Raw genomic sequence first — 12,847 nt, forward strand, 5'->3', positions numbered from 1 at the left:
ATTTCAATGAATCACAATGCATCACCGACTGGAGAAAATATGAAATCAATACGCACGCTCCGCATCATTCCAAGCCTGGCCGTGACCTTGCTGGTGGCCGCAGTGCTGGCCGCTTGCGGTGAAAAGAAGACCGATGCGCCGCAGGCCGCAGCAGTACCGGAAGCCACCGACAAAGTGGTCATCGGCGTGTACGGCGGCGACTGGGAAAAGAACATCCGCGCCGCCGGCCTTGAGCAGTACGCCAAGGACAACAAGCTGAACGTGGAAATCGTGCCCGGCGCCGATGCCGAGTGGCTGGCCAAGTTGCGCGCCTCCAACGGCAAGAGCCCGGCTTACGACATCGTGGTTTTCCAGCCGGATTCGGTGCAACGCGCCGCCGCTGCAGGATTGCTGCAACCGCTGGAAGCCGCCAACATCCCGAATCTGGCCAAGCTGTATCCGACCGTGCAGGAAAAATTCACCAAGGACGGCAAGACCTATGCAGCCGCTTTCAGCCTGGGCCAGCTCGGCCTGGCGTACCGCACCGACCTGGTCAAGACGCCGCCCAAGAGCTGGCTTGACCTGTGGAGTCCTGAATACAAGGGCCACGTCGCGATTTCTTCGCCGACCTATGCCGCCGGCCTGCAATTCTTTGCCGGCCTGACCCACGCGCTGGGCGGCGAGCTCAAGAACGATGCCGATGTCGATCGCACTTTCGCCAAGCTGGCCGAACTGAAGGGCAACGCCGTGGCGTTTCCGGACAGCCCGGGCGCGATCCAGACCTTGCTGGAACGCGGCGATGCATGGGTCGTGCCTTACTGGGACGGCCGTGTCTTCGCGCTGCAAAAGAGCGGTCTGAAGGTCGGCTTTACCTATCCCAGCGATGGCCCAGTGGTGGGGGCGGCGAACTGGGTGATCGCCAAGGGTGCGCCGAATCTGGCAAACGCCTACAAGCTGCTCGACTTCCTCTCCAGCGACAAGGTGCAGAAGGCATTCTCCGACGGCTCGCTGTACGGCATGACCAATCGCGACGTGCAATACAACGATGAGCTCAAGGGCAAGGTTCAGGTCGGTGAAGAAGCCTACAAGAAGCTGATCTGGATCGATTACGAAACCGCGACGCCCAAGGTCACGGACTGGACCAACCGTTGGTCGCAGGCGCTGGGCAACGGCAAATGAGTGCAATCGACATCCGCGGCGTCGTCCACCGTTTCGGTGAACTGCAGGCGCTGGCCGGCGTCGATCTGTCCATCGCACAGGGAGAATTCTTCTCCCTGCTGGGACCGAGCGGCTGCGGCAAGACCACGCTGCTCAACATCATCGCCGGCTTCCTGGCGCCGAGCGGCGGCCGGGTGCTGGTCGGCGGTCGCGACATCACCGATCTGCAGCCGCATCAGCGCGACATCGGCATGGTGTTTCAGAGCTATGCCTTGTTCCCGCATCTGAACGTGGCCGACAACGTCGCCTACGGCCTGCGCGTGCGCAAGATGAAGAGCGCCGAGATCCGCAGCCGGGTCGGCGAGATGCTGGAGCTGGTGCGGCTGTCCGCCTTCGCCGAGCGCATGCCGCATCAGTTGTCGGGCGGGCAGCAGCAACGCGTGGCGATTGCACGGGCGCTGGCAATCCGCCCGCAAGTGCTGTTGCTGGACGAGCCCTTGTCGAATCTGGACGCCAAGCTGCGCAAGGAAATGCAGACCGAACTGCGCCGCCTGCTGGGCAACGTCGGCGTGACGACCGTGATGGTGACGCACGATCAGGAGGAAGCACTGGGCCTGTCGGATCGTATCGGCATTCTTGGCGCCGGCCGCCTGCAACAGGTCGGCACACCGCTGGAACTGTATCGACGTCCGGTCAACCGCTTCGTCGGCGAGTTCGTCGGTCACGCCAATCTGATCGTGGCGCAGGCTGATGCCAGTGGCGCTGCCGCTGCCGGCTTGTTCCGCGCCAGCGCGCATTTCAGCGCGCCCGGCGTGCCGCTGCAACTGGCGACCAGGCATGCCGACCGGCGTGAGGGCTTGTTCCTGCTGCGCCCGGAACGCATTCGCTTATCGGCTGCGGCTTCCGGTGCCGCTTCCAATGCTGGTTTGCCGGACGCGCCCAACAGCGCCGGCGGCATCGTGCGCGACGTCAGTTATACCGGCGCCGAGCTGCATCTGACGGTCACGCTGGCCGGCGGCGGTGAGCTGATCGTGGAAGCGCCGGAATCACACTTTGCCGAAGTGCCGCAGCCGGGAACGCCGGTGCGTCTGGCATGGGATGCAGACGATCTGGCCTTGCTGCCGGCCGAGGGCGAAGCTAGCGCCGGAGCGACGCGTTCATGAGCCGTCAGTCAATGTCCAGCAGCTCGCTGTTCTCCTGGTTTCTGCTGGCGCCGGGCATGCTGTTTCTGGCGGCCTTTCTGGTGGTGCCGGGAATTCTGCTGATCGTGCTCAGCCTGCACGATGTCGACGGCATGCTGATGGTGCTGCCGACTTACAGTCTGGCGCAATACATCGAGGTATTCACGTCGGCGACGTATATCCGCGCACTCGGCACCACGCTGTGGGTGGCGGGACTGACCGCGGTTCTGTGCGTGGTGCTGGCCTATCCGGCCGCCTGGCTGCTGGTCAATACCCGCAGCCGCAGCTGGCGCACCGTGCTGTATGTGATCCTGATTTCGCCTTTGCTGACCAGCGTGGTGATCCGTACCTTCGCGTGGATCGTTTTGCTGGCGCAGAACGGGCTGATCAATGATGTGCTGCAGCGACTCGGTCTGATCAATTCGCCGCTGGCGCTGCTGTGGAACATGAAGGCGGTCATCGTCGCCTATGTGCAGGTCATGCTGCCGTTTGCGGTGCTGCCGCTGGCGACCTCGCTGGGCGAGATTCCTGCGGCCTTGCCGCGCGCGTCGCAAAGTCTGGGGGCGGGCGCACGTCACACCTTCCTCAACGTGGTGTTGCCGCTGACCATTCCCGGCATGATGAGCGGCGCGATCATCGTGTTCGCACTGGCGGCCGGCAGTTACGTCACGCCGCTGCTGATCGGCGGTCGTCTGCAACCTCTGCTGCCGATCGCGATTTATCAGCAGGCCTTGCAGATTGCCAATCTGCCGCTGGCGGCAGCCTTGTCATTGAGCTTGCTGGTGGTGACCGCCGCTATCGCGGCCGCCATGAGCTATATCCAGAAACGTTGGGAAAGGCGTGTGTATGGCCACTGATCGTGATGTCATTCCGGCCTCGAACCGCGCCTGGCGTTTGCTCGGCACGGCCTCGGGCGGTCTGGTTTACCTGTTTCTGCTGTTGCCGATACTGGTGATATTTCTGTCGGCCTTCAGCCCTGACGCCTATCCGCAGTTTCCGCCGAAGTCGCTGTCGCTGCGCTGGTTTGAGGCCTTCTTCAGCAATCCGGCCTGGATCAAGGCCTTGCAGATCAGCGCCTGGCTGTTGCTGGTGGTGACGCCGCTGACCACCTTGCTCGGCACTACGGCGGCCTATGCACTGGCGCGACTGGAGTTTCGCGGACGCGATCTGCTGCAGGCCTTCGTGTTGTCGCCGCTGATCATTCCGCAGGTAGTGCTGGGTATCGCCTTGTTGTATGTGCTGACCGGCGCCGGCTTGTCCGGCTCGATGATCGGGCTGGCGATCGGCCACATTCTGGTGGCGCTGCCTTATGCCGTGCGTACCGTCAGCGTGAGTCTGGCCAGCATGGACAGACGGCTGGAATCGGCCTCGATGAATCTGGGCGCGACGCCGGCCTACACCTTCCGCCATGTGACGCTGCCGCTGATCAAGCCGGGCATCGTGGCCGGCGCCGTATTCGCGGCGGTGACTTCGTTCGGCGAGGTGTCGGTCAGCCTGTTTCTGACTGCGCCCGGCACGGTCACCATGCCGGTGCGCATCTTTACCTACATCGACCAGACTTTCGATCCGGTGGTCAATGCGGTGTCGGCGATCTTCATCGTGCTGGCGGTGCTGGCGCTGGTGCTGATCGAACGCACCATCGGCCTGACCAAGGCGATGTAGCCGGGCCGCAAGCCATTTGTAACCAAGGAAAACATGAGTCTGGAGAACAAGACGCTGGTCATCATCGGCGGTACATCGGGAATCGGATTGCGTACCGCCCAGCTGGCGGCGCAGCGTGGGGCGAAAGTGATACTCGGTGGGCGCAATGCCGACAAGCTGAAGCGGGCGCTGAGCAGCTTGCCGCCTGATGCGCGCGGCGCAGTGGTGGACTCTGCCGATCAGGAGTCTCTGCAGCGCTTCTTCGCCGACATCGAGCAGATCGACATGCTCTTTACGCCCGGAGCTTCGTATCAGGTCGGCGGCTTTCGCGACAGCGCGCGGGAAGTCGCCGAGAGCCCTTTCAAGAACAAATTCTGGGGCCAGTACTGGGCGGTGCATGCGGCACTGTCCAAACTCAGCGAGCATGCAGCGATTGTGTTGATGTCGGGCGCGGCCAGCGCACGGCCGATCAAGGGCGCCGCCGCGTATGCGGCGGCCAATGCGGCGATAGAAGGTCTGGGCCGCGGGCTGGCAACCGAACTGGCGCCGATCCGCGTCAACGTGATCGCACCCGGCACTACCGACAGTGATTTGTGGCGCGGCCGCGATCAGGTCATGCGTGAAGCCGCATTCGCCAGCTATCGTGCCGCGACCTTGCTGGGTGAGGTCGGCGAGGTGGACGATATCGCCAACGCTGCATTGTTCCTGCTGACCAACGGCTACATGACAGGCTCGACATTGTTCCCAGACGGTGGCTATGCCTTGCGCTAAGGCTGAAACTCTCAGCATCCATGTTTTTGCTTGCCGTCAAAATAAGGGTGTGTTCGCATGAGATGGTGCGCGTTAGCGTAACAGCGGGTAGCGCACGGAACTGGTATCGCTGCAGGCTGTCGGTTCTGTGGTGCGACAATGTTCAGAGCGCGAAAGCATCGCGTCGCTGTTGCATCCAGGAATGTTCCGCCGTGAGTTACCGTAGTCATCAAAAGGGAGACACAATGAAAAATCTCGCACTGACCTTCGTGCTGTCCGCCGCCGCAGTCTCTGCCGGCGCGCAGGCACAAACCGTGCAATTGTCGCTGGCGGGCCCCAAGGGCGCCGAGCAGGCAATCGGCACCATCAAGATCGAGCAAAACAAGTACGGCACCTTGCTGACGCCCGACCTCAAAGGTCTGCCGCCCGGCACACATGGCTTCCACCTGCATGAAAAACCGTCGTGCGAACCTGCTGTCGCCGACGGCAAGCCGGTGCCTGCAGGCGCCGCCGGCGGCCATTGGGATCCGGACAATACCGGCGCCCACAAAGGCCCTTACGATGACAGCGGCCACAAGGGCGATCTGCCGGCAATCTATGTGAACGCCGACGGCACCGCCAGCTACCCGGTGCTGGCGCCGCGCCTCAAGGCGGACGAATTCAAGGGCCACGCGCTGATGATTCACGTCGGTGGCGACAACCACAGCGACCATCCGGATAAACTCGGTGGCGGCGGTGCACGCATGGCTTGTGGCGTGGTGAAGTAGACACTCCGCCATCAGCGCAGACAGCTTTGTATCGCTGACAGGAGCCCACAGCAATGTGGGCTTTTTTGCGGGTGCACGCTTAGTGTATGGGGCGTCGGATTCGAAACGGTTTCAAACGAGCCGCGCATAAAAAAACGGCCATGAATCGCTTCATGGCCGTTGAGGGAAACACGCTTCAGCCTGCTCGCCGTTGGCCGGCGAGTCTTCTTACGACTGTGACGAGACGGTCGATTTCATCGAAGGTGTTATAGAACGCAAGTGAAGGCCGCACCGTGGTCTCCACGCCGAAACGACGCAGAATCGGTTGCGCGCAATGATGCCCGGTGCGCACTGCGATGCCTTCTTCATTGAGCGCCTTGCCGACTTCTTCGGTGCTGTAGCCGGCCAGAACGAAGGACATCACGCTGGCCTTGTCGGCAGCGGTGCCGATCAGGCGCAGGCCCTTGATGGCGCCCAGTTGCTGCATGCCGTAGACCAGCAAGTCATGCTCGTAGCGGGCAATGTTTTCAATCCCGACCCGGTTGACGTAGTCGATGGCGGCGCCCAGTCCGACGGCATCGGCGATGTTGCCGGTGCCGGCTTCGAACTTGTTGGGAATCGGCTGAAACACCGTCTTCTCGAAGGTGACATCGGCAATCATGTTGCCGCCGCCTTGCCACGGCGGCATGTCTTCCAGCACTTCACGCTTGCCCCAGACCACGCCGATGCCGGTCGGACCGAAGACCTTGTGGCCGGAGAATACGAAGAAATCCGCGCCCAGATCCTGCACATCGGTGCGCATGTGCGACACCGACTGCGCGCCATCAACCAGGGTACGGGCGCCGGCACGCCTGGCCAGTGCGACGATCTCCTTGACCGGCGTGACCGTGCCCAGCGCATTCGATACCTGCGTGACTGCAACGATCCTGGTGCGGTCGTTAAGCAGCTTGCTGTATTCCTCCAGCAGCACCTGGCCCGAGTCATCCACAGGAATCACGCGCAGCCTGGCGCCTTTGGCCGCCGCGAGTTGCTGCCAGGGCACGATGTTGGCGTGGTGCTCCAGATGCGAGACGATGATTTCGTCGCCTTCGCCGACATGCTGGCTGCCCCAGCTCTTGGCGACCAGATTGATCGCCTCGGTGGTGCCGCGTACGAAGATCACCTCGTTCACGTCGGGCGCATTGATGAAGCGCTTGACGCGTTCTCGTGCGCCTTCGTAGGCGTCGGTGGCACGTGCCGCCAGTTCATGCGCAGCACGGTGGATGTTGGAGTTCTCACGTTCGTAGAACTCGCTGATGCGGTCGATCACCTGCTGAGGCTTGTGCGTGGTGGCGGCATTGTCGAACCACACCAGCTGGCGGCCATTGACGCGCTCTTTCAGGATAGGGAAATCGCGCCTCACCGCATGCACATCGAAAGGCGGATGACGATCGCTGCCGGCCAGCGGAACGGCAGCGTGCGGGTCTTCCTTGGGCGGCGTGACGTAGCCGCTGGGCAGGCGCACCGCATCGACAAAATAATACTGCGGCGAGCTCGATGCCGGCAGCGCATGCGCCGCCGGAGCGGAAGGGGATGCGCCGCCGGGGATGCCGGTTTGCGGTGGCGTCGTCAATCCCGGACTGGCAGGGATTGAGGGGGCGCCGGGCAGCGCCGCAGATGGCGCAGACGGAGCACTAGGCGCTGTTCCGGACGCCGGCTGACCGTAGTTTTCGTGAAGAAAATAATACGGCGCCGATCCGGACGGTGCCGGTTGCGCGCCGGCGGCTTCAGGCACGCCCTGCAAGACGCCGCCGGTGCGTGGATCGTAGGCCGGGCCTGCGCTCAGCAGCTTGTCCGGCACACCATTCGGTGCCTGCGCTTGCGGCAGCAGCGCCGGAGCGCGATTGCCGAGCGACAGCACTTGCGTCGGCGAAGCCGGGATCAGATTGGTGCCGGGTATCTGGCCCTGAGGGATCGGCGTGCCGGGCACGGCCGGACCGAAACCCGCCGGACTGGCCAGCGGCGAACCTGGCGGCGCGATATTGGCAGGCGCCTGTACGCCGTGCACGCCCTGCAGAGCGAAGGGCGGCGCGGCGAACAGTTCGGTCGCCAGCCTTGCCAGCAGCGCCGGATCGAAGGGTGCGCCGCTGGCCTCAGGCACGCTGCCCGCCGCTGGAGTGGGGGAGGAGAGGATGCTCACGTGGCGGCTTATTTGTAGGTATCAGGATAGTCGTGGTACTTGCCGATCTCGACGTCGTCGAGCACCGCCAGCGCGTCGGTGGTGAGCACCGCCAGCGAGCAATACAGCGAGATCAGGTAGGAAGAGATCGCGTGATTGTTGATGCCCATGAAGCGCACCGACAGGCCCGGACTCTGTTCACCCGGCAGGCCCGGCTGGAACAGGCCGACGATGCCCTGGCGCTTGTCGCCCACGCGCAGCAGCAGGATCTTGCTCTTGCCGTCGGCAACCGGCACCTTGTCCGAAGGGATCAGCGGGATGCCGCGCCAGGTGATGAACTGCGAACCGAACAGGCTGATGGTCGGCGGCGGTGTGCCGCGACGTGTGGCTTCGCGGCCGAAGGCGGCAATCGCCAGCGGATGCGTGAGGAAGAAGGCCGGTTCTTTCCAGACCTTGGTCAGCAATTCATCCAGATCGTCAGGCGTCGGCGCACCGGTCAGCGGGAAGATGCGCTGCTCGTCGCTCACCTGCGCCAGCAGGCCGTAGTCCGGATTGTTGATCAGTTCGCTTTCCTGATTTTCCTTGATGGTTTCGATGGTCAGACGCAGCTGTTCCTTGATCTGATCATGGGGGCTGCTGTACAGATCGGAGACGCGGGTGTGCACGTCCAGAATGGTCGAGACCGCATTCAGGAAGTATTCGCGCGGTTGCTCTTCGTAATCGACGAAGGTGCGCGGCAGCTGGTTTTCTTCTTCGCGCGCGGTGCAGGTGACCTTGATCGATTCAGGGTTCTTGACCTTGTTGAGGCGATAGATGCCTGCCTCCACCGGCACCCATTGCAAGAGATGCGTGAGCCAGCGCGGCGAGATGGTCTCAAGCTGCGGGGCGGTCTTGGTTGCGTTTGCTAATTGCCTTGCTGCGTTATCGCCGAGTGCGGTAGTACCGCCAACAGTTGCCGACATCTGAACTCCATTTATTGGTTGAGTGGAAAGGGGAAAAGCTGATCAACTGACAAGCTCAGCAGTGTCATGCCTGGGTCGGATAGTCTCAACATGCTATAGCCATCAATTGGATGCCGCGCACCAGGTTCATCTGGCTGATGGTTTCGCCGCGCGTGACCAGGGCCGACGGCGTCAGTTGCAGCGCCGCCGCCAGTTTTTCGACCGTCACCAGCGAGGCGATCGCGCAGCCGCGTTCGATCTCGCCGATGTAGGAACGATTCAGGTTGGAGTTCTCGGCCAGCCGCTCCTGCGACCAGCCTTGCGCCTCGCGCAGTTGCCGCACGCCGATGCCGAAACTCTGCACCAGCGCGCTGGCGATGAGGTCGCCGCTGTCGGTTCTGGCGGCGCCGCGCTTGCGTGCTTCGGGCGGGTCGATCTGCATGCTCATTGCCTAGGCTCCTGCTGCTGGTTTCACGATGCTGCGATGCCGTTGGCCTGCGCACCTTCACGCGACTGCGCCTGCGCGATGCGGCCGCCGGCTTCGACATCGTGGGTCAGCCAGACATTGCCGCCGATGACGGCGCCTTTGCCCAGCGTGATGCGGCCGAGAATGGTGGCGCCGGCATAGATGACGACGTCGTCCTCGACCACCGGATGACGCGCCAGACCTTTCTGCAGCTTGCCGTCGCTGTCGGTGGCGAAGCGCTTGGCGCCCAGCGTGACCGCCTGGTACACGCGCACCCGGTTGCCGATGACGGCGGTTTCGCCGATGACGACGCCGGTGCCGTGGTCGATGAAGAAGCTGGCGCCGATCTGCGCGCCGGGGTGAATATCGATGCCGGTGGCGCCATGCGCCAGCTCGGAGATGATGCGCGCCAGTAGCGGCAGACCGAGCTGATACAGACGATGCGCCAGCCGATAGTGAATCATCGCCAGCACGCCGGGATAGCACAGCAGCACTTCATCCACACTGCGTGCCGCTGGGTCGCCCTGGAATGCGGCCAGTACGTCCGAGTCCAGCAGCGTCCGGATATCAGGCAGCGAGGCCGCCAGCGCCCGTGTGGCGCGCAGGGCATCGCCCTCGATGTCGCTGTCGGTCAGGCCATTCAGCGTGGCGTTGTACTTCAGCTCCAGGTGCACTTGCTTGAGCAGGGCGTGCAGCGCTGCATCCAGTGCATGCGCCACGTGAAAATCCTCGCTCTCCTGACGCAGATCGGGTGGCCCCAGCCGCATCGGGAACAGCACACCCTTGATGCTTTCGACGATGCCGGACAGCGCATCGCGCGAGGGAAACTCCCGGCCGCCGGGTTCGCTGGCGCGGCGCTGGCTCTGGCGCCAGCCGAGTCGCGCCTCCTGCAGCGCCAGCACGATGCCGTTGATATCAAATGTAGCCACGCAATTCCTTCATGATGTTTTTGATGGTCGGCGCCGGAATCAGGGGCAAGCGATAGCGGCATGACCTGCAAAGCGTCAGGCCGCGACCGTCATGGCAGGACTTTAGTCCTGTACCCAGGGCAGGCCGTGAAAGCGCCAGCCGTCATCCTTGCCGCGTTGCTGTTGCGCATCGATCTCGCCCTCGAAGCCTTCCAGCACATTGAAAATACAGGTGAGGCCGGCCTTGGCGGCGGCCTCGGCGGCGGCTGCCGAACGCTTGCCGCTGCGGCACAGCAGCAGCGCCGGCACCTGCTTGCCGCCGATCTTGCTTTCCAGCTCGCGCACGAAGCGCGGATTGCGGGTCATGGCGGTGCCGGTGGCCCACGCCACATGCAGGCTGTTCGGCACGTGGCCGACGAACTTGCGTTCTTCATTGGTGCGTACATCGACCAGCAGCACGCGGCCCGAGGAAAACAGTTTCCAGGCATCAGGCGGCGCAATGCCGCCGGCATAAGGCAAGCCGCTGGCGGCGGCTGCGGTCTTTATATTTTGCAGCTCCTCCGGCAATTCCACGGAGGGCTGCGTATTCTGGTCCGGCACTTGCGCTTGCAATACAGATGACATAACTGTCCTTCTCTGGTCGACATGTCCGCGATTGACGACATTTCCGGTCATTTGGATGGGTATAGACGTCAGCGGGTGGTGGAATGACTTTAAGGGGAGGTCAGTTGAAAGCAAACGAATAAAACAGTAGTTTGAAAGAAGAAAATCAGATATCGATTGATTGCGAAGCCGGGAAAATGCCTGCTGAATGGCCGGGCCGTGGGTGACCCGGTCATGAGAGACATGGCAAAAAAGCACTCAATTATCGCGCTCCGAAGCGGATGGCGTGGCAGCGTCTTTGCCGCCGGCGCCCGGCTCCCTGTCATCCTGCCGCGCCGACAGCGGCCGCAGCAGCGCCACGATCACCACGGCGATCATCAGGAGGAAGGTGATCTTGTCCAGCCAGTCCATTATTGAAATCGCCGCGGCTTCATGCCGGCTTCCAGATCGCGACGTCGGCCGTGTTGACCTTCTTCGGCAACAGGCCGGCGGCGAAGAAACTGTCGGCAATCCTTTGCTGTTCGCCCAGCGCCTCGCGCTTCACTGCGCGTACTTCGTAGCTGCGGCGGCTGTTGGCGAATTCAATCGTGCCGGCGTCCAGTCCCCACAAGGGTGCGAGGAAGGCCGCAGCTTCTTTGGGATTGCGCTTGACCCATACGCCGGTCTTTTGCAGTTCGTCGAACACGATTTTGAGCAGCGCCGGATTGGCATCGGCAAAGCTGGTCGAGCTCAGGTAGTAGCGCTGATAATCGGCGACGCCCTTGCCGTCGGACAGGATCCTCACCTCGGACTGGCGTTGCACGCCGGCCAGAAACGGATCCCAGGTGACCCAGGCATCGACGCTCTTGCGCTCGAAGGCGGCGCGGCCGTCGGCCGGCGAGAGGTAGGCCACATCGATGTCGGAGAACTTCAGGCCGGCTTTCTCCAATGTCGCGATCAACAGATAATGCACGCCGGCCGCCTTGGTGACCGCAACTTTGCGGCCCTTCAGATCAGTCACGCTGCGGATCGGCGAATCGGTGTGCACGATGATCGCCTGCGCCGCCGGCGAGGGCGACTCCTGCGCCAGATAGGTCAGCCTGGCGCCGGCGGCCTGGGCGAATACCGGCACGGTATCGGCCACATCCGCGCTGAGATCGACGCCGCCGACGTTGAGCGCTTCCAGCAGCGGCAGGCCGCTGGAAAATTCATGCCAGCTGATCCTGGCGCCGGTGGGCGCCAGCAGTTTTTCCAGCGTGCCATTGGCCTTGATCACGGTCAGCAAGGTCGATGACTTCTGATAGCCGATGCGCAGATTCTTGCCTTCCTGCGCTGCGAGCGCCGGCCGTATACCGGCGACCAAGGTGGATACAGCCGCCAGCAAGCCCGCGCTGCTCTTGAGGAATGTGCGGCGCGTGGCGCCGGTCGCTGCTATTTTTTTCATGGTCGTCAATCAGATAAAGAGGAGGGGCGTCATGCCTGTTTTTGCAAGCGGGCGTCGCGCCAGCGCAGGCTGGCTTGTTCGCAGCGACGGAGGATGCCGTCGCTCAGCTTGCCCAGTATGGCCAGGACGATGATGGCGGCCAGCACCAGATCCGGGCGGCCGGTCTCGCGGCCGTCCGACAGCAGATAGCCGACGCCCTTGGTGGCAGCGATCAGCTCGGCCGCCACCAGAAACATCCAGGCCAGGCTGACGCCGTTGCGCAATCCGGCGAACAGATACGGTAGCGAGGCCGGCAGCAGGATGTGACGGATCAGCCCGCGCGTGTCCAGTCCGGAAATGATGCCGACCTCGATGAAGCTGTAGTCGATGTCGCGTATGCCGGCCACCAGATTGAGATACACCGGGAAGAAAGCGCCGATGGCGATCAGCACGATCTTGGGCGTTTCGTCTATGCCCAGCCACAGCAGCAAGAGCGGAATCCAGGCCAGACTGGGAATCGCCCGCAGCGCCTGAAATGTAGGCTCCAGCAAGGCCTCGGCGCGCCGGCTGAGCCCGACCAGCAGACCGGTAGCCACCGCCAGCAGGCTGCCGGCGATGAAGCCGGTCAGCACCCGCGTGACGCTGGCGGCGACATGCATCAGCAGCTCGCCGCGCAGCGCCAGCTGTGAAATGGTCTGCAGCAATTCGCTGGGCGGCGGAAACAGGCGCGCCGGAATATAGCCGAGGCGGGCGCCGGTTTCCATGAAAGCCACGAACAGCAGCGGCACGATCCAGCCGGTGAATCTGCCGGGACGATAAGTGCTGCGCCCGCGCTGCCATGCTTTTTTTCGGTCCGCCTGATGGACCGGCGCGGCGGCCGATGGCAGGCTGGCGGAAGGGGATTCCTGCATAAG

14 protein-coding genes are annotated in these 12,847 nt (G+C 63.1%); 6 read left to right on the forward strand and 8 right to left on the reverse strand.

Going from position 1 to position 12,847, the window contains the following annotated elements:
• Window positions 1-39: 39 nt before the first annotated feature.
• The 6 genes from PQR62_RS13715 to sodC all read left to right on the forward strand — a co-directional run bounded on the left by PQR62_RS13715 (window position 40) and on the right by sodC (window position 5,476).
• Window positions 40-1,158: an ABC transporter substrate-binding protein gene (locus tag PQR62_RS13715; RefSeq protein WP_408158502.1), complete on the forward strand. Its 1,119-nt coding sequence runs from the start codon at window positions 40-42 to the stop codon at window positions 1,156-1,158.
• Window positions 1,155-2,300, forward strand: coding sequence for an ABC transporter ATP-binding protein (locus tag PQR62_RS13720; protein WP_408158503.1), 1,146 nt, complete (start codon window positions 1,155-1,157; stop codon window positions 2,298-2,300). Before PQR62_RS13715 ends, PQR62_RS13720 begins: the two co-directional genes overlap by 4 nt.
• Entirely contained in the window at window positions 2,297-3,175 is an 879-nt protein-coding gene (locus tag PQR62_RS13725) for an ABC transporter permease (RefSeq protein WP_408158504.1), read from the forward strand. Before PQR62_RS13720 ends, PQR62_RS13725 begins: the two co-directional genes overlap by 4 nt.
• Window positions 3,165-3,980 carry an ABC transporter permease gene (locus PQR62_RS13730; RefSeq protein WP_408158505.1) on the forward strand — a complete coding sequence of 272 codons (816 nt, stop codon included), beginning with the start codon at window positions 3,165-3,167 and terminating at the stop codon, window positions 3,978-3,980. Before PQR62_RS13725 ends, PQR62_RS13730 begins: the two co-directional genes overlap by 11 nt.
• Window positions 3,981-4,013: 33 nt before the next feature.
• Window positions 4,014-4,730, forward strand: a complete 717-nt coding sequence (locus tag PQR62_RS13735) for an SDR family oxidoreductase (protein ID WP_408158506.1) — start codon at window positions 4,014-4,016, stop codon at window positions 4,728-4,730.
• 224 nt (window positions 4,731-4,954) lie between these two features.
• A complete protein-coding gene (gene sodC / locus PQR62_RS13740) occupies window positions 4,955-5,476 on the forward strand; it encodes a superoxide dismutase [Cu-Zn] SodC (RefSeq protein ID WP_408158507.1) in 522 nt (173 codons plus the stop codon).
• Between the two features lie 175 nt (window positions 5,477-5,651).
• Here the strand turns inward: sodC and PQR62_RS13745 are convergent, their stop codons facing one another.
• From PQR62_RS13745 to PQR62_RS13780, 8 genes are all read right to left on the reverse strand, one after another.
• Window positions 5,652-7,547 (reverse strand): family 2A encapsulin nanocompartment cargo protein cysteine desulfurase, encoded by a 1,896-nt coding sequence (locus PQR62_RS13745; protein ID WP_459251858.1) that lies wholly within the window; start codon window positions 7,545-7,547, stop codon window positions 5,652-5,654.
• A gap of 95 nt (window positions 7,548-7,642) precedes the next feature.
• Complete coding sequence (locus PQR62_RS13750; protein ID WP_408158509.1) at window positions 7,643-8,575, reverse strand: family 2A encapsulin nanocompartment shell protein; 933 nt, start codon at window positions 8,573-8,575, stop codon at window positions 7,643-7,645.
• Between the two features lie 85 nt (window positions 8,576-8,660).
• Complete coding sequence (locus PQR62_RS13755; RefSeq protein ID WP_408158557.1) at window positions 8,661-8,933, reverse strand: helix-turn-helix domain-containing protein; 273 nt, start codon at window positions 8,931-8,933, stop codon at window positions 8,661-8,663.
• 92 nt (window positions 8,934-9,025) lie between these two features.
• The gene (gene epsC / locus PQR62_RS13760) at window positions 9,026-9,949 is read right to left on the reverse strand and encodes a serine O-acetyltransferase EpsC (protein WP_408158510.1); all 924 of its coding nucleotides are present in this window, start codon (window positions 9,947-9,949) and stop codon (window positions 9,026-9,028) included.
• Window positions 9,950-10,051: 102 nt separating this feature from the next.
• Complete coding sequence (locus PQR62_RS13765) at window positions 10,052-10,552, reverse strand: rhodanese-like domain-containing protein (RefSeq protein ID WP_408158511.1); 501 nt, start codon at window positions 10,550-10,552, stop codon at window positions 10,052-10,054.
• A 237-nt stretch (window positions 10,553-10,789) separates the two neighbouring features.
• Window positions 10,790-10,942 carry a hypothetical protein gene (locus PQR62_RS13770; RefSeq protein WP_408158512.1) on the reverse strand — a complete coding sequence of 51 codons (153 nt, stop codon included), beginning with the start codon at window positions 10,940-10,942 and terminating at the stop codon, window positions 10,790-10,792.
• A 19-nt stretch (window positions 10,943-10,961) separates the two neighbouring features.
• Window positions 10,962-11,954, reverse strand: coding sequence for an aliphatic sulfonate ABC transporter substrate-binding protein (locus PQR62_RS13775; RefSeq protein WP_408158513.1), 993 nt, complete (start codon window positions 11,952-11,954; stop codon window positions 10,962-10,964).
• A gap of 29 nt (window positions 11,955-11,983) precedes the next feature.
• Window positions 11,984-12,844, reverse strand: a complete 861-nt coding sequence (locus PQR62_RS13780; protein WP_408158514.1) for an ABC transporter permease — start codon at window positions 12,842-12,844, stop codon at window positions 11,984-11,986.
• Window positions 12,845-12,847: the final 3 nt, after the last annotated feature.

Source organism: Herbaspirillum lusitanum (assembly GCF_046025995.1).
Classification (GTDB): Bacteria; Pseudomonadota; Gammaproteobacteria; order Burkholderiales; family Burkholderiaceae_D; genus Herbaspirillum; species Herbaspirillum lusitanum_A.